Origin of the sequence: Brevundimonas sp. TWP3-1-2b1 (genome assembly GCF_049896165.1) — a bacterium.
Classification (GTDB): domain Bacteria; phylum Pseudomonadota; class Alphaproteobacteria; order Caulobacterales; family Caulobacteraceae; genus Brevundimonas; species Brevundimonas subvibrioides_B.
In genome coordinates this window covers 70,740-95,996 of the sequence record NZ_JAFCTT010000002.1, presented here as the reverse complement: position 1 = coordinate 95,996, position 25,257 = coordinate 70,740, and the positions used below count along the sequence as shown (strand labels likewise).

Sequence of the window (25,257 nt, the reverse complement as noted above, 5' to 3'; positions counted from 1 at the left end):
GCCTATCCGCGCATCTGGGGCGCGATCCCGCAGGTGTCGCAGATCCAGGCCGCCCCACGCTGTTGCAGGGTGAAGTCGCCGCAGGCGGGGCAGGCATCGGCCTCGCTGTGGTCGCCGCTGACGACGGGCGCCTCGGTGCGGCGGCCGAAGGGCAGGACGACCAGATTGTCAGGCGTGGCCCCCCGCGCGAAGCCCTTGGAGATGAAACGGGCCGCCGGCACCAGTTCGTCGGCCTTGCCAGAGCCCAAACCGTCGGCGTCCAGCGGCTCGGCGTCGGCGTTGGCCAGCTCGTGCCGATCCAGGTAGCTGACGCCCAATTCGCGGAAGATGTAGTCGAGGATCGAGGTCGCCGAGCCGATCGAATCGTTGCCTGTGACCCGCCCGGCCGGCTCGAACCGGGTCAGGACGAAGGCGTCGACGAACTCGTCCAGCGGCACGCCGTATTGCAGGCCAATCGAGACCGCGATGGCGAAATTGTTCATCAGGCTGCGGAAGGCGGCGCCTTCCTTGTGCATGTCGATGAAGATCTCGCCGAGCTCGCCGTCCTCGTATTCGCCGGTGTGGATATAGACCTTGTGGCCCCCTACGGCGGCCTTCTGGATATAACCCTTGCGGCGGTCGGGGAGTTTTCGGCGAGTGCGGACGCGCTCAATGACCCGTTCGACCACGCGCTCGGTCTTGGCGGGACGGGGCGAGGAAGCGGGTTCCGGCGCGCGCCGGGCTGGTTCGACGTCCGGCAGCAGAAGCAGGGGCTGGTTCGCTGCCTGACGGCGCGACAGACGAATCGCGCGGCGGCCTTCGGATGCGGCCTGGGTCAGCATGGCCATGGCCGCGCCGATGCCCGCCCGGCTGGGGAGTTCGACCGATGTCATGTCCGCGACGTCGCTCGACGGCTCCGCCGCGCGGACGAGCGCGGAGGCCGCGGCATCGAGGTCGGCGAGAACGGTCTTCAGTCGGGTGGGCGTGCTGGGCCAGGCGGACAGGTCCCGATGTCCGAACACATGCTCCGTCGCCGCCGCGATTTCATCGGGGGACGCCAACTGGGCCAGCAGTCCGCCTTGAATCAGGGTCTCCTGATCGATGCCCAGGACGTCGCGGATGAAGCCGGCTTCCAGCGTCGGCGGTCTAAAGGCGTCTTCGAGCCGCTCGACATGGGTCAGAGCAGCCTCGACGGCTTCCAGCTCCAATTCCGTGAACCCTTTCGCCGAGAGTTCGGCATGGCCGAGGGCCGGCGAGTCCATCAACGTCCGACGGCCCAGCAGCCAGCGCTCGGCGCCCTCCACGTCGCCGCCCTGGGTGGCGATCGCGGCGGCCAGCGTCGGATGCAGGCGGCGAACGATCTCGCCGTCGCGGGTCTGGAAGACCTCGAGGCCGGACAGAGGGGCGACACCCAGCCGCAGATCTCGCTCCGCGTCCGACGCCAGGGTGGCGATGAGGCATTGGCGGCGACCGGACGCGCTCGCAGCGGCGTGGGCCTGGGCGGTCCGCAGGGCCGCGGCCCGCCCCAGATCGCTCGTCAGGTCGGCGAGGCGCGCCTCGCGCGCCGCAAGGGCGGCCAGGATGGTCTCGGCGGCTACAGGCCAGTCGGCGGCGGGGCGCAGGGTCTCGGCCAGTTCGCTGGAGGCCAGGGAGGCTGACGCCGCCAGCAGGCCGGAGGCGGCCACGAACTCGGTCTCGTTGATCGCTCCGTCGGCCTGGGACGCCAGCCAGTCGAGCCCGCCCACCAGAGTCAGGACAACCGGCCGCACGACGTGACGCCGTCGGGCCAGACGGCCGTCGGGGGCGAAGCCGCAGGCGACCTCGATCTCCAGCGCCGTCGTCCACAGCCGGGCGAGGGCATCCAGGCCTGCGATCATGTCAGACAGGGCGGCCGCCACGGCGGGCAGGGCGATGGCGCAGCCCGGAGCGATGGCCAGATCGGCGGCGGCCTCGGCGTCGCGCACGGAGAAGGCCACGATCAGGTCGTCGGCCAGACAGCCGTCAGCGGCGGCGCGAAGGGGGCCGTCCATCGGCGAATCGGGATCGGAGACCGCGACGACCCGCGTCTGCTTCAACGGCTCGGGCTCTGGCGCGGAGAACATCCGTCCGGCGATGGCGTCCAGGATGGCCGTGTCGTCGGCGCCGGCCCGGCGGGCGGCGATGGCGGCGCGGCCCAGGACCGGGTTGGCGGTGGGGTCGGAGCATACCGACGCCGGGCCGTCGCAACGCCTGACCGCGTCGGTCACGGCCCGCAGGGTGCGGGTGACCCCCGACAGGGCGTGGGCGGTGACGCGCGCAGTGCGCCGCCGCGCCGTGTCGCTTTCAAATCGCGCGCGGACCCCGGCGTCGCCGAGATCGAAGACGGTCGCGTTGCGCGTCGGACCGGGCTGATCCTCGGCTGCAGGGGGAGTCCGCGCGCCCTCCATCAGGACCGAGGACGGCGCGGCCAGTCCCAGAATTACGCTGGCGACCAGTTCCGAAGCGAAGGTGTCGGCAGCGATCGCGGACGGGAATATGCCGGTGGAGCGGCCCCAGGCGGCGAGGCGGGCGGCCCAGCGATCCAGGGCGCCGTCCAGGACGGGCGGTCCGGCGGCCGCGGTGCGGGTCGGCGCCCCCTCGAGGCGGGGCCAGTCGTCGGGCGACTGATCGTACCAGTCCAGCCACGCCTCGACCCTGGCGTCGCTCCAGCCGGCGGGCGCCAGCACCCTGATGACGCGGTCAGCGCGCTCGATCTCGCGCGCTTCGCACACGACGGAGGCGGACAGGTCGGTCAGGAAGGGGGGGAAGCGCATTCGCAGGCCCGGACAGGATCGTTTCGTCAGCCTAGGGCGCTCAGCACCGTGGCCGCAATAGATGTAGCGGTTTGAGGCAAGGTTACCCCCAAGATGTTGCTCCCTGTGATTTGGGCTGGACGCTGGACGCGGACGCGGCCGGTTTCTATGATCGGACGACTGGATCGGGCCTCCCGCCGATCCGAATCTGGACTGGAATCGCCTCGTGCTCGGCAGAATCTTCGGTTGGACGTCCGGCGCGACGATCGGCACCCTCTTCACCATCGCCAAGCGCGGCGAACTGATCGGGACCGACGAGAACGGCAACCGCTATTATCAGTCGCGCGACAACATCAGCTACGACGGCCGCAAGCGCCGCTGGGTCGTTTACGACGGCTATGCCGAGGCGTCGAAGGTGACGCCCGACTGGCACGGCTGGCTGCACTACACGTTCGACGAGCCGCCGACGGAGGCGCCGTTGCCGCGCCGTCGCTGGGAACTGGATCACCGCCCCAACATGACCGGAACGCCGCTGGCCTGGCATCCGCAAGGGTCACTCCTGGAGGAGGGCGTGCGCCCGGCAGCGACCGGCGACTACGAGGCCTGGAAGCCCGAATGAACCGCGCTCGGATCCTGCTGATCAGTACGGCGGTCGTCGGACTGGCCGTGTCGGGCGGCGTGGTCGCGGGCGGCTGGCAGAATGCGCCGGCCCAGGATGCGACCCCGGCGCCCGATTCCATCGGCGACGTCCTGAGATCGACCGAGCCGACGGAAGAGACGGCGCCCGCCGGCGACCCCGCCCCTGCCGTACCCATCGCCATCACCCCGCCGACGCCCGCGATCCAGATCGAGACGGCTGCCCTGCAGGGGGATGAGGTCGACGCCGAGGCGGCGGACGCCGAAGCGGACAAGGAAGACGAGGACGCCGAGTCTGAGGCGGACAAGGCCAAACGCCTGGCCGCCGATACCGTGCTCCCGCGCCAGCGTCGCCGCGTCGCCATCATCGAGGCGATCGACAAGATCACGGCCGAAAGCATGCGGTTCGAGGTCGAGGTCGGCGGTCGCCCGGTGCGCTTCAACCAGGCGCTGATCTTCACCGCCCGCGCCTGCGAGGTCTCGGCGGAGAACGAACCGGTCTCGGACGCCATCGCCTATGTCGATGTGACGCTGCAGCCGAAGGCAGCCGGCGCGGCGCCGCGCCAGATCTTCCGGGGCTGGATGTTCTCGTCGAGCCCGGCCATCAGCGGGCTGCAACATCCGATCTATGATGCCTGGGTCGTGGGCTGCAAGGCATAGGTCACGGCCTCCGCGCCTGACAGCGGGCGGGTGAGGGCGGACTGGTCCGGTATCGCGGGTAAGGCGTCGGCGAGGCGTTTCAGATAGGCGCGCTGCGGGATTTCCAGCAGACCGAACTGATCCAGATGCGGCGTGCGGAACTGGGCGTCGAGCAGTCGCCAGCCGCCGAGCCGAAGCCGCGCCACCAGATGGACGAGCGCGACCTTGGAGGCGTCCGTGGCCCGGCTGAACATGCTCTCGCCGAAGAAGGCGCCGCCCAAGGTGACGCCGTAGAGGCCTCCGACCAGCACCTCGTCTCTCCAGCATTCGATGCTGTGGGCGTGACCCCGCATATGCAGGTCGAGATACAGGCCCATGATCGGGTCGTTGATCCAGGTTTCCTCGCGCCCTGGCCCCGATGCGGCGCAGGCATGCAGGATCGCGTCGAAGGCCGTATCGACGCTTACGACGAACGGTTCGCTGCGGATCGTGCGGCGCAGACGGGCGGGAATGTGGAAGCGGTCGAGCGGGATGATCCCCCGCTGCTCGGGCTCGACCAGATAAACGCGCGGGTCGTCCCGGTCCTCGCCCATTGGAAAGACGCCGTGGGCATAGCACTGCAACAGGGCGTGGGCGTCGAACGGATCCGGCGGCGTGAAGGCGCTGGCCGCCGGATCGGTCATAATCCTCCCCCGAGGGGGGAGGGGGACCGCGGAGCGGTGGAGGGGGCTGGCCCCAGATGCTGGCGTGTGCGGATGGCCCCCTCCGTCACGGCGCAAAGGCGCGCCGCGCCACCTCCCCCAACAGGGGAGGAATTGGTGTCATTCGCCCTTTTGACGCCTGGCCCAGTTCTCCAGCCAGTGGATGTCGTAGTCACCGGACAGGATGTCGGGCTCATTCAACAGCTTCTGGAACAGGGGAATGGTCGTGTCGATGCCGCCGATGACCATCTCGTTCAGGCTGCGCTTGAGCCGGGCGACGCACTCGGCACGGTCGCGGCCGTGGACGATCAGTTTGCCGATCAGGCTGTCGTAGTAGGGCGGGATCGAATAGCCGGCGTAGATGGCGCTATCCAGCCTCACGCCCAGGCCGCCGGGGGCGTGGAAGTCGGTGACCGTGCCGGGCGAGGGGGCGAAGGTTTCCGAGTTTTCGGCGTTGATCCGGACCTCGATGGCGTGGCCCTCGAAGTGGATGTCCTCTTGGGTGAACGACAGCGGCAGGCCCGCAGCAATGCGGATCTGTTCGCGCACCAGATCGACGCCGGTGACGGCCTCGGTGACCGGGTGTTCGACCTGCAGCCGGGTGTTCATCTCGATGAAGAAGAACTCGCCGTCCTCCCACAGGAACTCGATGGTGCCGACGCCGAGGTAGCCGATCTTGCCGATGGCCTTGTTGACGACCTCGCCGATCTGGATGCGTTCGGCGGCCGACAGGGCGGGCGAGGGGGCCTCTTCCAGCACCTTCTGGTGGCGACGCTGCAGCGAGCAGTCGCGTTCGCCCAGGTGGACGACGTTGCCGTGGCTGTCGGCCACGACCTGGATCTCGATGTGGCGGGGCTTCTGAAGGTAGCGCTCCATATAGACCGCGCCGTTGCCGAAGGCGGCCTTGGCCTCGGTCTGGGCGGTCTGGACGGCCTCGACGAGGTCTTCGGCGGTCAGGGCGACCTTCATGCCGCGTCCGCCGCCGCCCGCCGCCGCCTTGACGATCAGCGGGAAGCCGATCGACTTCGACGCCTCGATGGCGGCCTCGATCGTCTCGACCTCGCCGGCCGAGCCGGGCACGCAGGGGATGCCGGCTTCCAGCACCGTCTGCTTGGCGCTGATCTTGTCGCCCATGACCCGGATGTGCTCGGGCTTTGGACCGATGAAGGTCATGCCGTGAGCCTCGACGATCTCGGCGAAGCGGGCGTTCTCGGACAGGAAGCCGTAGCCCGGGTGGATCGCCTGGGCGCCGGTGATCTCGGCGGCCGCGATGATCGACGGGATGTTCAGATAGGATTTCGCGGCCGGGGCGGGGCCGATGCAGACGCTTTCGTCGGCCAGCCGCACCCACATGGCGCCGCGATCAGCTTCCGAGTGCACGGCGACGGTGGAGATGCCCATCTCCTTGCACGCGCGATGGATACGCAGCGCGATCTCGCCGCGGTTGGCGATGAGGACTTTGGTGAACACGGTCTCAGGCCTCGAGAACGACAAGGGGTTCGCCGAACTCGACGGGCTGGGCGTCGCCGACCAGGATCTCCTGCACCACGCCGTCGCGCGGAGACTGGATCGGGTTCATCGTCTTCATGGCCTCGACGATCAGCAGGGTCTGACCCTTCTTGACCTTGTCGCCGGCCTTGGCGAACGGCGGGGCCTCGGGCGAGGCCTGCAGATAGACGGTGCCGACCATCGGCGACTTCACCTGCTCGCCCGACTTGGCGACGATCGTGGCCGGGTCCGACGGCATGGACAGAGGCGCGGCGGTGGCCGCGGGCGCTGCGGCGGCCTGCGGCGCATAGGCCGGAGCGGAGGCGTACTGCATCACCGGGGCGGCGGTGATTTCGCGGGCGACGCGGATGCGCAGCTCGCCGCGCTCGACCTCGATTTCGGTCAGCGAGGTGTCGTTGAGGATGTCGGCCAGCTGGCGGACCAGCGTGGTGTCGATCTCCACCGAGGGCTCGTTATCCAGTTTCTTGTCGGTCGCCATGAGAGCTATGCCTTGTGGTCTGGGTTCAACGGACAGGCGATGCGGAGCGTTCCCGCGCCAGCCGGAGGGCGGCCTTGACGGCCAGTTCGTAGGAGTGGGCGCCGAAGCCCGAGACGATGCCCGTGGCCGCCAGCGAGACGTAGGAGTGACGCCGGAACTCCTCACGCGCCGCCGGATTGGACAGGTGGCACTCGACGACCGGGATCGTCAGGGCCTTGAGCGCGTCCAGCAGGGCGATGGAGGTGTGGCTGTAGGCCGCCGGGTTGATGACGAGCGCCACAGCTTCCGTGCGAGCTTCCTGGATCCAGTCGACCAGTTCGCCTTCATGATTCGACTGGCGGAAGACCACGGTCGCGCCTTCGGCCGCCGTCTCGCACAGGGCCTGGACGTCGGCCAGGGTCTCGCGCCCATAGATGTGCGGCTCCCGCACACCCAGAAGGTTGAGGTTGGGGCCGTTCAGGACGTAGAGGACGGGGGTTTCGGGCATTCGCTCCGGATGGGTTGGCGACGGGCCAATGAGAGTGGTTCGCCGCTTCGGTGGGCGGGCCTTTTAGCGGAACGGCGTCGCTCGTCAAAGCCGAGGTTGCGCCGGACAGGTCAGGTTGACGTAACGACATGCGCATTCAAGTCAACGGAGATACGCGGGAGGTGGCCGCACGAACAGTCCTGGCGCTGGTCGAAGAGCTCGGATTCGACGTCCGCAAGGTCGCCGTGGAGCGCAACCTGGCCATTGTGCCCCGGTCGCTGCATGCCGGGACGGCGCTGGAGGACGGCGACCGGATCGAACTGGTCCAGTTCGTCGGCGGCGGGTGAGCGGGTTCCGTTTCCGGGCGCACAGGCCTAGATTAATTCGATGAACGCTCCCTTCGTCGCACCGACCGCCGATACCCTGACCGATCGCTGGACCGTCGCCGGTCGCAGCTTCAACTCGCGCCTGATCGTGGGTACCGGCAAATACGCCGACTACGCCCAGAACGCCGCGGCGGCCGAGGCGGCGGGGGCCGACATCGTCACTGTGGCCCTGCGCCGGGTAAACCTCAGCGATCCGTCCCAGCCGATGCTGGTCGACTATCTGAAGCCGGACCGGTTCACCTTCCTGCCCAATACGGCGGGCTGTTTCACGGGCGAGGACGCGGTGCGGACCCTGAGGCTGGCGCGCGAGGCGGGCGGCTGGGACCTGGTCAAGCTGGAGGTTCTGTCCAACTCGGCGCACCTGTATCCGGACATGATCGAGACGCTCAGGGCGCTGGAGCTGCTGGTCCAGGACGGCTTCGACGTCATGGTCTACTGCACCGACGACGTGGTCATGGCCAAGCGGCTGGAAGACGCGGGCGCGGCGGCGATCATGCCGGCGGCCTCGCCGATCGGATCGGGTCTCGGCATTCAGAACCGGGTCAATATCCGGCTGATCGTCGAGCAGGCGACCGTGCCTGTGCTGGTGGACGCCGGCGTGGGCACGGCCTCGGACGCGACCATCGCGATGGAGCTCGGCTGCGACGCCGTGATCGCCAACACGGCCATCGCCGGGGCGCGCGATCCCATCGGCATGGCACGGGCGATGAAGCATGCCGTCATCGCCGGGCGCGAGGCCTATCTGGCCGGGCGTATGGCGAAGAAGATGTACGCCGATCCTTCGTCGCCGCTGGGCGGGCTGATCTGAGCTTGACGGAACGCGGGTTCGGAGACAGAGTGTTCCTGTAATGTTCCGGAGCGACCGATGCGCACCCTGACTCTCCGAGGCTATCTCGCCGTGGCTGTTCTCGGCCTGTTGATAGCGATCGGGGTCATGGCCGCCGGAAGCGCCAAGGCCCAGGAGACCGTCGTGCACCACGCTGTTGGAACCTTCGAAGTGACAATGGTCCCTGCCGACGAAGAGGTTGTCGAGGCCGGACTGGGCCTGTCGCGCTATGGTCTGATCAAGCGCTTCAAGGGCGGTATCACCGGCGTGTCGAGCGGCCAGATGCTGACCGGCGGGCCTCCGGGAGACACGACCGGGACCTATATCGCGCTGGAGCGGGTGGTTGGCACGCTGGATGGCAAGGAGGGCGCCTTCCTGCTGGCCCATCGCGGCGACATGAGCCCGGAGGGCTATACGCTGTCGATCACCGTCGTGCCGAACTCGGGCACCGGAGCGCTGGCGGGGATCAGCGGGGACTTCGCCCTGACGCTCGAAGGCGGGGAACACCGCTACGACCTGAGCTACAGCCTGCCAAACCCCTGAGACGATCGGGGCGCTTGGAAGCGCTCTTCGACTGGTGCAGGATCGTCGCCTCGGATCGAGGGGAAGACGATGCGACTGACACTGCTCACCTTCACCGCCGTCGCCCTTTGTCTGGCGGGGCCGGCCGCCGTCGCGGATGCGACCACGGCCGCGGCGGATGCGGAGGCGAGCGCCTCCCTGTTGCAGAACCCGCGGGGATGCGGCCGGGTCGGGTCGGTGCTGGACGCCGCGCCGGAAGCCTCCATGGTCCTGGTGCCCGGTTTCGGCGAGGTCTCGAGCTGGACCGTCGACACCACAAATCCGGAGGCCCAGGCCTGGTTCGACCACGGGGTGCGGCTGCGCTGGGCGTTCGAGCACAAGGAATCGGTCCGGGCCTTCCGCCGGGCGCGGGCCATCGATCCCGACTGCGGCCTGTGCGCCTGGGGCGAGGCCTGGGCCACGGGGCCCAACCTCAACGGCGGCGGCACGGATGACGCCTCCCTGCGGGCCGGGCTCAGGCTGGCCCAGCTGGCCCGGCGCGAGGCGGGAGGCGCCACTGCGGTCCAGCGCCAGATGATCGACGCCCTGATCCAGCGCTATTCCGGGGCCAAGGCCAGCCAGGGCGTTCGCTTCGCCCGGGCCATGGACCGGATCGTTCGCCGCAACCCCGACAGCCCCCTGATCGCCGCCATCGCCGCCGACGCCTGGATGCTGCAGGCCGATGAGTGGTTCGACGAGGCGGGCCTGCCCAAGGACCGCGGCATCGTCCGGGCCATGGACATCCTCGAGGCGTCGCTGGCTAAGGCCCCCGACGACCCCGGCACCATCCACCTCTACATCCACCTGACCGAGTGGTCCGACGACCCGCACAAGGCCATTCCCTATGGCGAGAAGCTGGCCCGGCTGGCGCCTTCGGCCAGCCATCTGGTGCATATGCCGTCGCACACCTTCTACCGGGTCGGGCGCTACCGGGACGCCATGCGGTCCAACGTCGAGGCCGTGGCCCTGGACAAGCGCTATGACCGGCTGGCCGCGCCTCCGGGCGGGATCACCGGCATGGCCCTGCACGCCCACAACATCCATTTCGGCATGGGCGGCGCCCTGATGGCGGGCGGGGCCGAGGAGGGGCTGGCCCTGGCCGAGGGCTTCCTGTCGACCTATCCCGACATCCCGGCCGACAACCTGTGGCGTCAGCTGATGGCCAATGACGCCTATGCGATCTACGGCCGCTTTGGCACGGCGGCCCAGGTCGCGGCCCTGGCGGAACCGCCCGAGACCAAGCCGGTGCTTTGCGCCAACTGGCGCTACGGGCGCGGCGAGGCGGCGGCCCGGGCCGGCGACGCGGGCGCCGTGCGCGCCGAGGCCGAGGCCATCAGGGCGATCCGCGAAGGCGACGCCATCACCGGCGCCCAGGCCGCCGACATGAAGGACTTCATCGAGGTCTCGCAGCGGGTGCTGGAGGGCCGGGCGGCGATGCTGGAGGGCAATGCGACCGCCGCCGTGGCCGCCTTCACCCGCGCCGCCGAGATCCAGGGCCAGGAAGAGGAGGGCGGCGACCCGCCGATCATCTGGTTCCCGACCCGCCGCAGCCTGGCCGCCGCCCTGCTGTCCAACGGCGACGCGGCGGGGGCCAAGGCGAAAATCGAGGAACTTCTGACCGACTGGCCGATGGACCCCTACAGCTATTTCGTTCTCGCCGAGGCCGAGGCCGCCCTGGGCAACACGGCGGCCTCAGAAGCCGCGCGGGCGCAGGCGCGGGTCGAATGGATCGGCGGCGAGATGAGCCTGAAGCTGGCCTGACTCCCTAACGGCGGGTCATGGCCACCGCGCCGATGTGGCCGCCGATGGGCAGGAAGCGGACGCTGACACGGGCCGCGCCGCCGAGGCCGGCGCGCGTCTGGTCAGTGATCGTGAAGATCAGACGGGCGCCGCCCGACCGCGTCGGCATGACGACGACGAATTCGCCGTTCCGGATGCGGCAATCCGCCGGGGCGCCGCGCAAGGTGCAGGTCAGGCGGCCGGTCGGCTGGCCCGCAACGGTCAGGGGCAGGTCGCCGTCGTCCATCTCGACGTTGATCTCGATCCCCTGGCGCTCGGCAGGGGTGATGACCAGGGTCCAGCTGCCGATCACGTCGCCATTGGTCAGGGGTGCGGACTGGCCCGAGGCGGGCGGGTCGACCATGAGCGCAAGGGCGGCGGTCGCGATGATCGACAGGTTCAGCATTCCGGCTCCCGACGGGTTGCAGGGAAGGTCGAACGTTCACGCCGTCCTGGCACGTTAATCTTTGGAGAGGTTGGCCGGCGCCCCGTCTCGTCCGCTGGTCCGGACTAAAAACACCCTGACGAAACGGACGAAGCGGACGAAACCCGGGATCAGGTCGCCGGGTCGGGCGCGGCCTCTTCGGTCGTTTCAGCGAACGCGGCCTCGCGGCCGGCGGCGTACTCCTCGTTCAGTCGGTGCAGATAGGAGGCGCGGACACGGTCGATGTCCCGGAAGGCGGAGGAGTCCATGTCCAGGCGCGCGCCGCAGCGCTCAGCCAGCTGGACGAGCCGCATCCAGGAGAGGGCTTGCTGCGGCCGGTCGACGGCGGCGTTCTCGGCCGCCTGACGGAAGGCGTAGTGGCGCAGACTCCGGGGATCGGGATTGAACAGCAGGCCGAAACGGGAGGTCGAGGCCTCCGCCGCCACCTCCTCCAGCGCCGGATCGATCTCCATCTCCTCGTCCCTGGTGCGCGGCCCGGCCATCCACGGCGGCGGCGGGGCGAGCCGCGTCGGCAGGAAGTCGGGCCGACGCCAGCCCTCGATGGCGGCGCGACGGCGGACGCTGCGATCGGTCGTGCCGTAGCGCTCGGCGATGACGGCGCAGCTGATGCCGGCGATGAAATCCTCGCGGGCATGAGCCCAGGCTTCGGCGGTGAGGCGGGGCGGTCTGTGTTTGATCTCGGTCATGCCCGGCATTGTCCGGCCGTTTCGAACCAGGGCGCGTAAAATGGCTCTCGTTAGAGCCGTGCGTTGAATTCAAAAGGGTTTGGGGACGATCCGCGCCTTGGTATCGGGGCTGTCGCATACATTGGCGGACCTGAAAGCGGACGCTTCCAACGTCGGCAACGGGTGGTGAGCGGCCATTCCCAACGGAGTGGTCGGGGCGGAGCCGAAGCCCCGCCCCTCCCGAACGCTAGTGGGGCAGCAGCTTCCAGAAGACGACCTTGTCCTCTCCCGCAGTATAGAACTCGGGGATGCGAGCCACCTCGACGTAATCTAACCTCTTGTAGACAGCGCGGGTGCGGTCAAAGTCCGGTAGCCCGGACGTCTCGACGATCAGCACGCGCCCGTTTCGTTGGGATAACGTCTGTTCGAGGTGACGGGTTAGCCGAGACCCAACGCCTTGGCCTTGTTCGCTCTCGCGAACGGCGATTAAGAGCAGGTTCCAGGTCCCGTCGGTCATACGTTCCTGTGAACAGTAAACCAGCCCTACGACGACCTGTGTGTCCAGTGCGACGAACCAGAGATCGTTCGACGCCATGCCGGTCAGAAACGGCGCGGCCATTTCGTCAAGCATCTCTCCGGGGAATAGGCCCGTGGTGTTGATTACGTCTTTCGCGGCAGTCAGGTCGCCCGCTGACAGCGGGCGGATGTTTATGTTTTTCAACGTTTTTCCCGCTTTGATTAGGCATGAAGAAGCGCACGCTGTTTTTTGAGCGTCTGCGCTCTGCTCGGGCGCTCCCCTTCGAGAGCGCGCCTGAATCAGGCGGTGCGGTTGAAAGCTGACAAAAAACCTCCTGCCCGTGGGCAGTCTAAGCTTAAACGCACCCGCCAGCCGCGACAAGATGCCGACCTATGTCCGCAGTGGGTCGAGAGCGGCGGTCTGTGTCTGTCCCGATACCCGACGTTCGGACCATGAGCCGAAAGCTGACGCGCGGGATGACCGTTGAGGGTGGGTAGCCGAAATCACAACGACGCTCCTCCGGCCCCCTGACTGACCGCCACCAGCCGTCGCACTACCTCGGCCCTGTCTTGCGGCGGCCAGGTTCGTGCGGGCGGCCCTGGTGTATTTCTCGCGGGCATCGTCCCGCTTCCCGCCCGCCTCCAGCGCCCGGCCCCGCTGCGGGGCGCGGTCGGCGGAGGCGCGGAATTTTCGGATCGCGCCGCGCTCATCACCCTGCGCCATGAGGGCGTCCCCCAGCGAGGCGGGTGAGCCGGTCGGGATCGACCGTTCATCCGACGTCGATTGACGAACGGTCATAAAAGCTGCCCTGTCTTTGATGCTGTCCGGTCGCCTGGCCTTCTGGCTCGCGCGCAGTCCGGACCGGGAAGCCCCTGTCATGTCCAGAGTTTTCGCCGTCCTGGCCTCTACAGCTACGCTGCTGGTCGCGGCCCCGGCCTTCGCGGGACCGTGCGAGCAACTCGCGGGCGGCCGCTGGCTCTACCATCTCTCGGGAGGCTCGCCCGGCCAGATCGTGACCGGCGTCATGGACTTCCGGGACGGGTCGGGGGCCGACCCCCAGGTGCAGAGGGGATTGGTCTTCTTCGCCTTCGCGCCTACCCCCTTTCCCGCGGGGGTGACCGGCGTGCCGCTGGCGCACGGAAGCTCGGGCTGGGGCCGGTGGGTGCAATGCGAGGCGCTGCCGGGCAATGTCGCCAGATTGTCCCGCGCCATCAGCGTGGACCTCACGGTGTCCGCCGACGGCAAGTCAGCGGTGGCGAGCGGCTACTATGGCGGGTTGTCGGGCTGGGCCATGCGCGAGCCGGGTGTGGCCGCGACCCCGGCGGGGACCTTGGCGCAGCGTCCGCGCAACTAGGCAGCAGCCGATGAGCGAGCGGCGCTTGTCAGACCTCCAATTCCGAGGCGACGACGCCTTCACCCATCATTTTTTTGGGAAGCCGGGGCCGAGATCTTGACGCGATGGAGTTTGTTGGGTCGGGAGCGGCGTTTGCCGCACAGACCAGATCTCCGCCAGCCGAAGCCGATCCAGGTGGCCGAAGCCCCCTCAGCTCTTTCTATCCCACCTTCGCCGCCTCGATCGCCGCCGCCACCTCCTGCGGGTTGATGGTGGCCGTGGTCTTGCCGTTGATCAGGAAGGTCGGGGTGCCGATGAGGCCGAGGGTGGCGCCGGTCGTGTGGATGTCGGCCAGCAGGCGGTCGGTGCCGGTGTCGCGGATGACGGCGGCGGCCTGGTCCAGGGCGACGCCGTTGGCGGCGAGGATGCGGTCCACGCTTTCCGGCGTCAGGCTGGGTTCGGCCATCAGGGCCTGGTGGACGGCGAGGTATCTGCCCTGGCGATGGGCGGCGAGGGCGGCGCGGGCGGCGTAGTTGGAGGTGGTGCTGTCGCCCCGGTCGAGGATCGGCCACTCCTTAAAGACGAAACGGACGTCCGGATGGGCGCGCATCAGGGCCAGATAGTCCTCGGACACGGCCTTGCAGCCCGGGCACTGGTAATCGAAGAACTCGACCACGGTGACCTTCGCATCGGCGGGACCGAAGGCCGGGTCGCGCGGATCGGGCGCCATCAGGGCCGCGTTGGCGGCGACCGCCGCGTTGATCGTGTCGACGCGGACGGTCTCGGCCCGGGTCTCGAACGCGGCCTGGACCTCGGTCATGACCTGGGGGTTGGCGAGCAGATAGGCGCGGACCTTGCCGCCGAAATCGCCTCCGGTGACATAGGGGGCGGCCGCCAGACCCAGGGCCACGATGGACACCGCCAGGGCCGCCGCGCCGCCGCGACCGGACGCGAACCAGGCGAGGGGGTCGCGAGTCGGCTTGTCGTCCGGGGACGGGGCGGGGGCTTGGTCGGTCATTCAGGTCTCGGAATAGGGGCGGTCAGGCGCCGGGCGCGATGACGGTCTGTTGTTGTTCGCGGCGACGTTCCTGACGCCGGTCCAGATCGTCGATGTCGTCCATCGTGGCCCCGGACGCCAGAACGATGTCCATGGCGCGCCGCCACTCGTTCGAGCCGGGCGGCAGCATGTCGCGGGCGCGCAGGGCGAACTGGGTCGACTGTTCCTCAGCCCCGGCGGCGAAATAGTATTCGGCCGAGGCCAGACGCGCCTCGCCCTCCTTGCCCTGGCTGGCATAGGCCTGACCCAGCAGGCGCCAGGCCAGGGTGTTGTCGCCTTCGCGGGCCGTGGCGCGCTTCAGCTGATCGACGGCTTCGTCGAGGTTGGCGGGATCGTTGGTCTCGATCAGGGCGTGGGCCAGGTTGATGCGTAACAGGGGGGCGTCGGGCTTGAGCCGGATCGACTCGCGGTGGGCGTCGATGGCCTCGCGCGGGCGGCCTTCCTCGAACAGGATCTGGCCCTTGAGCTCCCACAGATAGGGATTGTCGACGTCCCTGGCGATCAGGGCGTCGGTGGCGTCAAGGGCGCGCTGGGTCTGGCCGTCGCGATACCAGGCGATGGCGCGGGCGTAGCGGGCCGGGAAGGAGGTGTCGCTTTCCAGATAGCTGCGCAGGGTCTGGGTCGGGGCATCCATGAAGGCGTGGACCTTGGCCAGGATCAGGGCGTGCTCGGCCAGCCTCTCGGGGCTGTCCCTGTGGCTGTAGTGGGACGCGGCCTCGACAGGCCTGCGCAGGGCCTCGATGCGCTGGCCGGACAGGGGGTGGCTGCGGAAATAGGGATAGCGGCGGGCGTCGGAGAACACTTCCTGACTGCGGAAATTCTCGAAGAACTCGACCAGGCCTCGACCGGATTCGCCGGCGGCCTCCAGACCGCGCGCGGCGGTGATGTCGGCCTCGCCTTCCTGGCCCTGCATGTAGCGCAGGGAGCCCAGGGCGCCGAAATACTGGCCGGATCCGATCAGCGCCATGCCGGCCCCCGGCTGACCGGCCGCGACGGCCAGGGCGCCGAGCGCCATCGACATCAGCATGGGTTGCATGCCGGCGCTCTGGGCGCCGTCGCGCAGGGTGTGCCGGTTCTTGACGTGACCGGCCTCGTGAGCCAGCACGCCCAGAAGCTCGTTGGGATCGCGGGTGCGCAGGATCAGGCCGGTGTTGATGCCGATGATCCGCCCGCGCGTGGCGAAGGCGTTCAACTCGGGATCGTTGATCAGCAGGACCTCGACCTCGGACGGTTCGAGACCCATGGCCGCGAACACCGGGTCCGACCACCCGCGGATGATGCCCTCGACCTCGGTATCGCGGATCGTGCTCTGGGCCGAGGCGGGGCCGGCCGCCGCCATCACAAGGACGGCGGCGGACGCGGCGACCAGCCCGAGGAGGGCGGACGTGACGCGGGTCGGCCGGATCATGGCGAACTCCTTCGACGGGCGCCCCCGCCCCACGGTCTAATCTAGGCGCGGTTCGTCACAGACGCCACCATCCGCGTTTCGGCTTGGCGGGCGGCGCGGTGATCTGGTTCGGATCGTTGGCGATGATCGCGCTGAGATCGGCCTCGGGAGCCGGGGCGACCGAGGCCTCGGCCGTGACCAGGGTCTCCGTTCCGACGACGACCGGTTCCGGCTCGACCGCGACGGGCGCAGCTTGAGGCTCCGCCTCGACGAAGGCGATCTCGGGCTCCAGCGGCGGCGCGACAGCCTCGACGGCTTCGGCAGCAACGACTTCGGTCTCCACCGCCGAGCCGGCCGTCTTGCGACGGACGCGACGACGCTGGGGCTCGGGCGCGATCACCGGAATGACCGCCTCGGAGGCGTCGTCCGACAGGACCACGGCCATCGGGGTCTCGGGATCGCCGTCGACGGGCATGCCTTCGTTGGTGGCGCGACCCTCGACCCTCAGATCCTGAGGCGTGGTGCGTTCGCCACGACCCCGGCCGCGACGGCGGCGACGCGAGCGACCGCCTTCGCGGTCCCCGGCCAGTTCGCCCTCGGGACGTTCGCCGATCATCTCCTCGACGTCGTGCGCGGCTTCAGATTCGTCACGGGCGGGCGCGGCCGGACGTTCGGCGCGCGGGGCGGGGTTGATCGGGTCGAACCAGACATAGGGATCGTCCAGAGACGGCGTGCGGCCCCGGACCCAGAAGAAGGATCCCGCGCCGGCGCCGGCGGTGTCACCGTCCTCGCGGATGCGACGTCCGCCGCGACGACCCCGACGACGGCGACGGCCGGCCTCGCTGTCATCGTCATCGGCGGCCAGACCCTCGACCTCGGCGTCGGCGGCCACGGGAGCGGCCTCCTCGTCACGACGGCCGCCCCGACGGCGGCGACCACGACCGCGGCCCTTGTCGCCCTCCGAACGCTCGGCGCGTTCGGCCCGCTCGCGCGGTTCGTCCTCGTCGGAGTCCTCGCGATCCAGCGCGTCCTCGTCGTCGTCGCCGGCGATGATGTCGTCTTCGTCGTCGTTGTCGTCTTCGTCCTGCCAGGCGTTATCGTCGAAGTCGTCGTCGAGATCGGCCAGCGAGACGATGGCTTCAGGCGGGGTGAAGTCCTCGTTGGTTTCGGTGCGCTCGACGGCGCTCTCGCCCTGACCCAGACGGTCGTCGATCTGGATGATCACGGCCAGGCCGCGCCGCTCCAGCAGACGCTGCAGATAGTCGCGCTTGTGGTTCAGGATGTAGAGGGCGACGGCCGACGAGACCTTCAGGTTGATCGCGCCGGCGCCGTTCTTGCCGGCCTCGATGTCGACGGCGCGCAGCACCATCAGGGCGGCGGATTCGGCCGAGCGGACGCGACCGGCGCCCTGGCAGTGCGGGCAGACCTCGGTGGCGCCTTCCAGCACGCCGAGGCGGCGGCGCTGGCGGCTGATCTCCATCAGGCCGAAGCCGGAGATGCGTCCCATCTGGATGCGGGCGCGGTCGTGGCTCAGTTCATCCTTGAGGATGCGCTCGACGGTCCGGTTGTTCTTGGACTCGTCCATGTCGATGAAGTCGATCACCACCAGACCGGCGAGGTCGCGCAGGCGCAACTGGCGGGCAGCCTCGACGGCGGCTTCGCAGTTGGTCTTGAAGGCCGTGGCCTCGACGTTGCGTTCCTTGGTGGCGCGGCCCGAGTTGACGTCGATGGCGACCAGGGCCTCGGTCTGGTTGATCACCAGATAGCCGCCGGACTTCAGCGGCACGATGGGCTGGTGGATCTGCGTCAGCAGCTCCTCAATGCCGTTGGCCGCGAACAGGGGCCTGGACCCCTGGTACAGGTGCACCTTCTTGGCCTGCGAGGGCATCAGCACCCGCATGAAGTCGCGCGCCTCCTTGAATCCTTCGACACCCTCGACCTGGATGCCGTCGAAATCCTTGTCGAACATGTCGCGCACGGCGCGGCGGACGAGGTTCTCCTCCTCGTAGATCATCGAGGGGGCGTGGGAGGCGAGGGTGGTCTCGCGGATCGTCTCCCAAAGGCGCAGCAGATATTCGTAGTCGCGCTTGATCTCGGCCTTGGTGCGTTTGGCGCCGGCCGTGCGGATGATCAGACCCATGCCGCGCGGCACGTCCAGGGCGGCCGCGGCGGCCTTCAGGCGCTTGCGGTCGCTGGCCTGGGTGATCTTGCGGGAGATGCCGCCGCCCTTGCCGGTGTTGGGCATCAGGACGCAGTAGCGGCCGGCCAGCGAGAGCCAGGTGGTCAGGGCCGCGCCCTTGCCGCCGCGCTCGTCCTTGACGACCTGGATCAGCAGGATCTGGCGACGCTTGATGACGTCCTGGATCTTGTAGCGCCGCATCAGGCGACGCTTCAGCCGCTCTTCCTCGGCCATGCCGCCTTCGGAATCGCCGTCGTCCGAGTCACGGGCGTTCTCGTCGTCGTGATCGTCCTCGGCCGAATGGGCTTCGGCCATGATCGCGTCGCGGTCGGCGGCCGGGATCTGGTAGTAGTCGGGGTGGATCTCGTTGAAGGCCAGGAAGCCGTGGCGATTGCCGCCGTATTCGACGAAGGCGGCCTGCAGGCTGGGTTCTACGCGGGTGACCTTGGCGAGGTAGATGTTGCCGCGAAGCTGGCGTTTGGTTTTCGACTCGAAGTCGAATTCCTCAACCTGGCGGCCGTCCACGATAGCGACGCGGGTTTCTTCCGCGTGCGCTGCATCGATTAGCATCGTCTTTGACATTGAAGGTATCTCTCTGGCGCGCTCGGCCGTTGCCGGGGGAGGCAACGGCGGCTCGCCGAACGGGGTAAGGGGCGGACGCGTGCGTCATCCCGTCGTCACGGCGATGGCCGAAGACGACTGCGACCGGCCCGAAGAGGGCTGTCGGTTCACGGGAGAGGCAGGCGGAAATGCCCATGGGTTCTGGTAGGTCCTCGACCCGCACGCGCCGAGGGCGTCGCAAGGTCCGGTTCGGAATAGGCCCGGCTTTGTCGATCGATGGGCCAGTCAGTCAGTGACCACGGTCAGAGACGGGGGGCGACACGATCCGCGAAGGCGGGAAGTCGGCGCCGCGCCGGGGCCGCGCCGAACCGACAAAGCGGCGGCGCGATCGTTCGCGGACGGGACTAAGCATAAGCATCAAGTCACGGAATGGAAAGGCAGCCCTCGGCTTTGAGGTGGCGAATGCGCGAAAAGCGCTGTCGCTTAACCCAATCCAAACCGAGCCCTGCCACAACGGGATCAACGATAAAGGTGGGCCCGCCGTCAGAATGACCGGTCGCAAGTATTTTAACCTGTCCCTCTGGGGCCCGCGCGAGTGGGCCATGACGGCGCTCGCCCTGCTGGTGCTGGGCGTCGTGCTGCTGGTCAGCACGCGCGGTCTGGCGGCCGGCGCGACCGGTGACGTGCGCGGCGTGCGCTTCGGCGGAGATGTGCAGCGGACCCGGGTCGTCATCGACCTGGACCGGTCCGCTCGCGGAGAGGTGATCGAGAGCGGTGACCGCGGCTCGCTCGTCCTGACGCTGGCCGGGGTCGGCGCCGGTCGCGGCGTCGATGGCGCGGGCTCGGGACTGGTGCGCGACTGGCGCGTCAGCGCATCCGGCTCGGCGTCGCGGGTGCAACTGGGCCTGGCCCGGACGGCGCGGATCGAGCGTCGCTTCCTGCTGCCGCCCGGCGACGGGGTCCCCTACTATCGCTATGTCATCGATATCACCGCGACCGGATCGGCCACGATTCCGGCGGCCGCGCGCCAGGCGCCGCGTCCCGAACAGCGCCGGGCCGAGCGCCCGCTGATCGTTATCGACGCCGGGCACGGCGGTCGCGATCCGGGCGCCCAGGGCGCACAGCGCAGCGAGAGCGAGGTCACCCTGGCCGCCGCCATCGCCCTGCGCGACGAACTGAACCGGACGGGCCGTTATCGCGTCATGCTGACGCGCGAGACCGACGCCTATGTCGACCTGTACCGCCGCGTGCGCGTCGCCCGTCAGGCCGACGCGGACCTGTTCATCTCGTTGCACGCCGACGCCGGGGCCGATCCGGCCACGCGCGGAGCCTCGGTCTATACCCTGTCGGAACAGGGCGCGACGCGGGCGGTCCGCGAGGTCACCCGCAGCGAGGACTGGCACCGCGACCTGCATCTGCCGGGGCGGGATCCTTCGGTGGACCGCATCCTGCTCGACATGACCCAGAGGGCGACCCAGAACCGTTCGGCCCAGTTCGCCCGCGTCCTGCTGACCCACCTGGAAGCCGCCGACCATCCACTGCTGCGCCGCAGCCACCGCGACGCGGGCCTGGCCGTGCTTCTGGCCCCCGACGTGCCGGCCGTGCTGCTGGAGATGGGGTTCATCACCAATCCCGACGACGAGCGGGCCCTGGGCGACACGACGCAGCGTCGCACTCTGGTCCGGGCCGTGGCCCAGGGCATCGACCGGTATTTCCGCGAGCCCGCGGTGCCGCTGCAGATGGCCTCGACCGGCGCGGTTGGCGGCCAGCCCTGAAGGCCCAGCGTCCGAAGCTGACGTCCCCGATCGTGCAATCGCGCGCCGATCGACTACATCGTCGGCATGCGGCTGAGAGTCATCGATCTTGAAACCACCGGCGGCGACCGGACCTCGGAGATCATCGAGGTCGGGATCGTCGATGTCGTGCGGGACGGGGAGGGCTGGATCGCCCGACCGCCGGTGTCGAAACTGTTCCGGCCGAGGGGCGAGATCTCGTTCCACGCCATGGCCGTGCATCACCTGACCCCCGAGCATTTCTGCGACGCCGATCCGCACTGCGACGAATACGCCTTGCGCGCGATGTTCGCCGAGCTCGGGTCCGCCGACGTCATGGTGGCGCATGCGGCGCGGTTCGAACGCAGCTTCATCGCCGACACCGCGACGGGCGGCCTGCCGTGGATCTGCACGGTGCGTTCATCGAGACAGGCCTGGCCCGAGGCGCCGGGGCACTCCAACCAGGTGCTGCGCTACTGGCGCGGGTTCCGCCTCGATCCGGCGCTGGCGGATCCGGCTCACCGGGCGGGCCCCGACGCCTGGGTCACCGCCCACATCCTGATGGACCTGCTGAAGGCGAATTCGGTCGATCAGATGCTGGAATGGACGCGGGCGCCGCGCGAACTGGCGGTCGTTCCCTTCGGCAAGCATCGCAGGAAACCATGGTCCGAGGTTCCGGCCGACTACCTGCACTGGATGGCGAGCCAGACGGATATGGACGCGGACGCTGCAGGGGCGGCTCGCGCTGAACTCGAACGGCGAAAAGTCAGCTAGCCCCGTAGGACGGCGCGGGTTACATCGGGCCAAGGGCGTAGTCGGAGAAGTCTTGGTGAAGGTTGCCGAACGGTGGTTCGTGATAGCGGGCATCGGCCTTTTGGGCGCGATCGCGCTCGCAGGGCTGATCGTGGCGGTCTACGCCGCCTGGCTGTTCCATGACCTTCCTGATGCGTCCGAGCTGGCCGACTATCGGCCGGCGACCGCGACGCGGGTCTATGCCGGCGACGGGACCCTGATCGGCGAGTTCTCGGACGAGCGCCGCATCTATGTGCCCTACGAACAGATTCCGACGCCGGTCGTTCAGGCCTTCCTGGCCGCCGAGGACCGCAACTTCTTCCAGCATGGCGGCATCGATGTGTCGGGCCTCGGCCGGGCCATGCTCAAGAACGTCTTCAACGCCGCCACCGGACGGCGGCTGGAGGGCGGTTCGACCATTACCCAGCAGGTCGCCAAGAACGTATTGCTGACCAATGAATCGACCATCGGCCGCAAGCTGAAGGAAGCCATCCTGTCCAGCCGCCTGGAGGCGACGCTGTCCAAGGAGCAGATTCTCGAGCTGTATCTGAACGAAATCTTCCTGGGTTACCGGTCCTACGGCGTGGCCTCGGCCGCCTACAACTATTTCGGCAAGTCGCTGGCCCAGTTGACGCCGGACGAGGCGGCCTTCCTGGCGGCCCTGCCCAAGGGCCCCAACAACTATCATCCGAAGCGGCACCCCGAGGCGGCCAAGGGCCGTCGCGACTGGGTTCTGGGCGAGATGGCGCAGAACCGGTTCATCACCCAGGCCCAGTACGCCGAGGCGATCGCGCGGCCGCTGACGACCCGCGCCGCCCCGCGCCGCGCCGAATACCAGGACGCCGACTTCTTCGTGGAAGAAGCGCGTCGTCAGGCCGCCGCCAATCCGGAGTTCGGCGACCAGCTGAACGCCGGCGGCTTCTACATGCGCACCACCCTGGATCCTTCGCTGCAGACAGCGGCGCGCGACGCCCTGATGCGCGGGCTCGAGAACTACGACCGCCGCCACGGCTGGCGCGGGGCCTGGGGCACGACCGACTTCGCGCCGGGCTGGCAGGCTGTGGCCCTGCGCCAGACCGCTCCGCCGGAACGCCGCGAGTGGCGCGCCGCCGCCGTCGAGAGCGTGTCGGGCAACACGGTCCAGATCCGCACCGCCCGCGACGACACGACCGGCAGCCTGATCGTCTCGGATGCCGCCTGGGCCAACGCCAACCGGCCATTGAAGCGCGGCGACCTCATCTTCGTCGAGCCGCGCAACGGCCAGTTCGCCCTGAAGCAGGTTCCGGCCGTGAACGGCGCCATGGTGGCCATCGAGCCGCAGTCGGGACGGGTCCTGGCCATGGTCGGCGGCTATTCCTACGCCCTGTCGAGCTTCAACCGGGCGACCCAGGCCCAGCGTCAGCCGGGGTCTTCGTTCAAGCCCTTCGTCTATGCCGCCGCCCTGGAGGGCGACTTCACCCCGGCCTCGATCGTGGTCGACGGGCCGATCAGCTTCGCCGGCGGGGCGAACGGTCAACGCTGGACGCCCGAGAACTACAGCCGTCGCTACTACGGTCCCTCGACCCTGCGGCGCGGGCTGGAGCTGTCGCGCAACGTCATGACCGTGCGCCTGGCCAACACCATCGGCATGGACAGGGTCGTCGACCTCGCGGCCCGCATGGGCGTGGCGGACAATCTGCAGCCCAATCTGTCGGTGTCGCTCGGAGCGGGTGAGGTCACGGCCTATCACCTCACCGCCGCCTATGCCGCCTTCGTCAACGGCGGGCGGCGCGTCGATCCCTATCTGATCGAATACGTTCAGGACCGGGACGGGGAGACCATCTATCGCGCCGACCAGCGCCGCTGCCGCGACTGTGGACGCGCCTTCTCCGGCCAGGCCTCGCCCTTCCTGGAACCGCGCGGAACCCAGGTCATCGATCCGATCACCGCCTATCAGATCAGCTCGATGCTGGAAGGTGTTGTGCAGCGGGGCACCGCCGCCAGCGCGCGCGGACTGGGCCGCTGGGTCGGCGGCAAGACCGGCACGACCAACGAATACCGCTCGGCCTGGTTCGTCGGCTTCACCACCGACATCGTGGTCGGGGTCTATATCGGCTTCGACGACAACCGGTCGCTGGGATCCGGGGAAGCCGGCGCCTCCGCCGCCGTGCCGATCTTCATCGACTTCATGGAAGACGCGTTGAAAGAGCGGCCGGCGCGGCCGTTCGTCCGTCCGCGCGGCGCCATCTTCCGCAACATCAACGGCATCGAGGAGGCCTTCCGCCCCGGCACCGAGCGTCGCCGCGAAGAAGAGCGTCGCGATACCGGCCCCGCCGTGCCGGAGGGGCCGCAGAACTACAACGAAGTCATCCGTCGCGAGCAGGAGGCGGCCGCCGGCATCGCGTCCCGACCGTCCGCGCCCCCGCCGACCGCGCCGCCTGCGCCGAAGCAGGAGCCGGCCGAGGATCTGGACGGGTTGTTCTAGGACGCGAGGCAGCAGGGTTCAGGCCGTCGGCAGCAGGAAGGGCGAGCGTCGCCGACGGGAAGAAAACCTTCCCTGCTGCCTGCTGCCTATTGCCTACTGCCTTCGATCCCCCCTATCTCCGCGCCTTCGCACCGTAAGGATTTGCATATGAGACCGGATGTCGAGGCCATGAAGGCCGACATCGAGCAGAGCGTCGCTCTGCTCAGGAGGCGTCTTTGACTGGGATGTCGCCAACCGAAAGCTCGATGAGCTGAACGCCCGGGTCGAGGACCCGACGCTTTGGGACAAGCCCGACGAGGCCCAGGCCGTGAGCCGGGAGCGTTCGAAGCTTGAAGCCCAGATCAACACCGTCAAGGCCATGGAGCGCGAGCTCGAGGACGGTGTCATGCTGTCCGAAATGGCCGATGAGGAAGGCGACGAGGCGACGCTGGAGGAGGCGCGCGCCCAGCTGAAGGCCATCAAGGATCGCGCCGCCCGGGCCGAGCTGGAGGCCCTGCTTTCCGGCGAGGCCGATGGCAATGACGCCTATCTGGAAGTGAACTCCGGCGCCGGCGGTACGGAGAGCTGCGACTGGGCGGGGATGCTGCTGCGCATGTATTCGCGCTGGGCCAGGGCGCACGGCTATGAGGTCGAGATGGAGGCGTCGGAAGACGGCGATCAGGCGGGCATCAAGTCGGCGACGATCCTCGTCACAGGTCCCAACGCCTATGGTTGGCTGAAGTCGGAATCGGGCGTGCACCGTCTGGTTCGGATCAGTCCGTATGACGCGGCGGCCAAGCGGCACACCTCCTTTGCCTCGATCGGGGTCTCGCCGGTGGTGGACGACACGATCGAGATCGACATCAATCCGTCCGACGTGCGCACCGATACCTATCGCGCCTCCGGCTCGGGCGGTCAGCACATCAACAAGACCGATTCCGCCGTCCGTCTGACCCACATCCCAACCAACACCGTGGTGGCCTGTCAGGCCGGGCGATCGCAGCACCAGAACCGCGAACAGGCCTGGAAGATGCTGCGCGGGCGTCTGTATGAACTGGAGCTTCAGAGGCGCGAGGCTGCGGCCCAGGCCATGGCGGACGCCAAGACCGACATCGGCTGGGGTCACCAGATCCGAAGCTACGTCCTGCAGCCCTATCAGATGGTCAAGGATCTGCGGACCGAGGTCGAGACCTCGGACACCCAGGGCGTGCTGGACGGCGACCTGGACGCCTTCATGGGCGCAGCCCTGGCGCAGCGGGTCGGCGAGACCCGCGGGTCCACCGTCGACTAGGGTGTCGGGGCGCGGACCTCCAGGTCCGCCTCTTTCGATGCAGAAGGGCGGACCTGGAGGTCCGCGCTCCGAAAAGAAAAGGGC

The 25,257-nt window shown here is 68.7% G+C and carries 22 protein-coding genes; 11 read left to right on the top strand and 11 right to left on the bottom strand.

Going from position 1 to position 25,257, the window contains the following annotated elements:
• Nucleotides 1-2: 2 nt before the first annotated feature.
• Complete coding sequence (locus ACP7AB_RS02240) at nucleotides 3-2,771, bottom strand: TSCPD domain-containing protein (RefSeq protein WP_425987294.1); 2,769 nt, start codon at nucleotides 2,769-2,771, stop codon at nucleotides 3-5.
• A 205-nt stretch (nucleotides 2,772-2,976) separates the two neighbouring features.
• Between ACP7AB_RS02240 and ACP7AB_RS02235 the strand changes: the two genes are divergently transcribed.
• Entirely contained in the window at nucleotides 2,977-3,369 is a 393-nt protein-coding gene (locus ACP7AB_RS02235) for an NADH:ubiquinone oxidoreductase subunit NDUFA12 (protein WP_425987293.1), read from the top strand.
• Nucleotides 3,366-4,046: a DUF2155 domain-containing protein gene (locus tag ACP7AB_RS02230; RefSeq protein ID WP_425987292.1), complete on the top strand. Its 681-nt coding sequence runs from the start codon at nucleotides 3,366-3,368 to the stop codon at nucleotides 4,044-4,046. The genes ACP7AB_RS02235 and ACP7AB_RS02230 overlap by 4 nt, the downstream gene beginning before the upstream one ends.
• Here ACP7AB_RS02230 and aat read toward each other — a convergent pair.
• The 4 genes from aat to aroQ all read right to left on the bottom strand — a co-directional run bounded on the left by aat (nucleotide 4,013) and on the right by aroQ (nucleotide 7,200).
• Entirely contained in the window at nucleotides 4,013-4,708 is a 696-nt protein-coding gene (aat, locus tag ACP7AB_RS02225) for a leucyl/phenylalanyl-tRNA--protein transferase (protein WP_425987291.1), read from the bottom strand. The genes ACP7AB_RS02230 and aat overlap by 34 nt on opposite strands.
• Before the next feature lie 138 nt (nucleotides 4,709-4,846).
• Nucleotides 4,847-6,196, bottom strand: a complete 1,350-nt coding sequence (accC, locus tag ACP7AB_RS02220) for an acetyl-CoA carboxylase biotin carboxylase subunit (RefSeq protein ID WP_425987290.1) — start codon at nucleotides 6,194-6,196, stop codon at nucleotides 4,847-4,849.
• 4 nt (nucleotides 6,197-6,200) lie between these two features.
• Nucleotides 6,201-6,713: an acetyl-CoA carboxylase biotin carboxyl carrier protein gene (accB, locus tag ACP7AB_RS02215; RefSeq protein ID WP_425987288.1), complete on the bottom strand. Its 513-nt coding sequence runs from the start codon at nucleotides 6,711-6,713 to the stop codon at nucleotides 6,201-6,203.
• Nucleotides 6,714-6,738: 25 nt separating this feature from the next.
• On the bottom strand, nucleotides 6,739-7,200 hold the full coding sequence (aroQ, locus tag ACP7AB_RS02210) for a type II 3-dehydroquinate dehydratase (RefSeq protein WP_425987286.1): 462 nt from the start codon (nucleotides 7,198-7,200) through the stop codon (nucleotides 6,739-6,741).
• Between the two features lie 128 nt (nucleotides 7,201-7,328).
• Between aroQ and thiS the strand changes: the two genes are divergently transcribed.
• The 4 genes from thiS (at nucleotide 7,329) to ACP7AB_RS02190 (ending at nucleotide 10,713) form a co-directional block, all read left to right on the top strand.
• A complete protein-coding gene (gene thiS / locus ACP7AB_RS02205; RefSeq protein WP_303695557.1) occupies nucleotides 7,329-7,526 on the top strand; it encodes a sulfur carrier protein ThiS in 198 nt (65 codons plus the stop codon).
• Between the two features lie 40 nt (nucleotides 7,527-7,566).
• A complete protein-coding gene (locus tag ACP7AB_RS02200; RefSeq protein WP_425987284.1) occupies nucleotides 7,567-8,373 on the top strand; it encodes a thiazole synthase in 807 nt (268 codons plus the stop codon).
• Between the two features lie 57 nt (nucleotides 8,374-8,430).
• A complete protein-coding gene (locus ACP7AB_RS02195; protein WP_425987283.1) occupies nucleotides 8,431-8,934 on the top strand; it encodes a DUF3224 domain-containing protein in 504 nt (167 codons plus the stop codon).
• Between the two features lie 69 nt (nucleotides 8,935-9,003).
• On the top strand, nucleotides 9,004-10,713 hold the full coding sequence (locus ACP7AB_RS02190; RefSeq protein ID WP_425987281.1) for a hypothetical protein: 1,710 nt from the start codon (nucleotides 9,004-9,006) through the stop codon (nucleotides 10,711-10,713).
• Nucleotides 10,714-10,717: 4 nt separating this feature from the next.
• Here the strand turns inward: ACP7AB_RS02190 and ACP7AB_RS02185 are convergent, their stop codons facing one another.
• From ACP7AB_RS02185 to ACP7AB_RS02175, 3 genes are all read right to left on the bottom strand, one after another.
• Nucleotides 10,718-11,137, bottom strand: a complete 420-nt coding sequence (locus tag ACP7AB_RS02185; protein WP_425987279.1) for a hypothetical protein — start codon at nucleotides 11,135-11,137, stop codon at nucleotides 10,718-10,720.
• 149 nt (nucleotides 11,138-11,286) lie between these two features.
• Nucleotides 11,287-11,862, bottom strand: coding sequence for a hypothetical protein (locus ACP7AB_RS02180; protein WP_425987278.1), 576 nt, complete (start codon nucleotides 11,860-11,862; stop codon nucleotides 11,287-11,289).
• Nucleotides 11,863-12,088: 226 nt separating this feature from the next.
• Nucleotides 12,089-12,562, bottom strand: a complete 474-nt coding sequence (locus ACP7AB_RS02175) for a GNAT family N-acetyltransferase (RefSeq protein WP_425987277.1) — start codon at nucleotides 12,560-12,562, stop codon at nucleotides 12,089-12,091.
• 673 nt (nucleotides 12,563-13,235) lie between these two features.
• Between ACP7AB_RS02175 and ACP7AB_RS02170 the strand changes: the two genes are divergently transcribed.
• Nucleotides 13,236-13,712, top strand: coding sequence for a hypothetical protein (locus ACP7AB_RS02170; RefSeq protein ID WP_425987275.1), 477 nt, complete (start codon nucleotides 13,236-13,238; stop codon nucleotides 13,710-13,712).
• 199 nt (nucleotides 13,713-13,911) lie between these two features.
• On the opposite strand, the gene ACP7AB_RS02165 is transcribed toward ACP7AB_RS02170, so the two are convergent.
• Genes ACP7AB_RS02165 through ACP7AB_RS02155 form a run of 3 tightly spaced genes read right to left on the bottom strand, consistent with a single transcriptional unit; the run spans nucleotide 13,912 to nucleotide 18,896 of the window.
• Nucleotides 13,912-14,709, bottom strand: a complete 798-nt coding sequence (locus tag ACP7AB_RS02165) for a thioredoxin domain-containing protein (RefSeq protein WP_425987273.1) — start codon at nucleotides 14,707-14,709, stop codon at nucleotides 13,912-13,914.
• 22 nt (nucleotides 14,710-14,731) lie between these two features.
• Nucleotides 14,732-16,156, bottom strand: coding sequence for a M48 family metalloprotease (locus ACP7AB_RS02160; protein ID WP_425987272.1), 1,425 nt, complete (start codon nucleotides 16,154-16,156; stop codon nucleotides 14,732-14,734).
• A gap of 55 nt (nucleotides 16,157-16,211) precedes the next feature.
• Nucleotides 16,212-18,896 (bottom strand): Rne/Rng family ribonuclease, encoded by a 2,685-nt coding sequence (locus tag ACP7AB_RS02155; RefSeq protein ID WP_425987271.1) that lies wholly within the window; start codon nucleotides 18,894-18,896, stop codon nucleotides 16,212-16,214.
• Between the two features lie 527 nt (nucleotides 18,897-19,423).
• On the opposite strand from ACP7AB_RS02155, the gene ACP7AB_RS02150 reads away from it, so the two are divergent.
• From ACP7AB_RS02150 to prfB, 4 genes are all read left to right on the top strand, one after another.
• Nucleotides 19,424-20,650, top strand: coding sequence for an N-acetylmuramoyl-L-alanine amidase family protein (locus tag ACP7AB_RS02150; RefSeq protein WP_425987269.1), 1,227 nt, complete (start codon nucleotides 19,424-19,426; stop codon nucleotides 20,648-20,650).
• Between the two features lie 66 nt (nucleotides 20,651-20,716).
• Nucleotides 20,717-21,421, top strand: coding sequence for an exonuclease domain-containing protein (locus ACP7AB_RS02145; RefSeq protein WP_425987267.1), 705 nt, complete (start codon nucleotides 20,717-20,719; stop codon nucleotides 21,419-21,421).
• A 55-nt stretch (nucleotides 21,422-21,476) separates the two neighbouring features.
• Complete coding sequence (locus tag ACP7AB_RS02140; protein WP_425987265.1) at nucleotides 21,477-23,903, top strand: penicillin-binding protein 1A; 2,427 nt, start codon at nucleotides 21,477-21,479, stop codon at nucleotides 23,901-23,903.
• Nucleotides 23,904-24,050: 147 nt separating this feature from the next.
• Nucleotides 24,051-25,173 (top strand): peptide chain release factor 2 gene (prfB, locus tag ACP7AB_RS02135; RefSeq protein ID WP_303695570.1). Its coding sequence is split into 2 segments (ribosomal slippage): nucleotides 24,051-24,119 and nucleotides 24,121-25,173, totalling 1,122 coding nucleotides; the frame shifts between segments, so codons are not numbered across the junction.
• Nucleotides 25,174-25,257 lie beyond the last annotated feature (84 nt).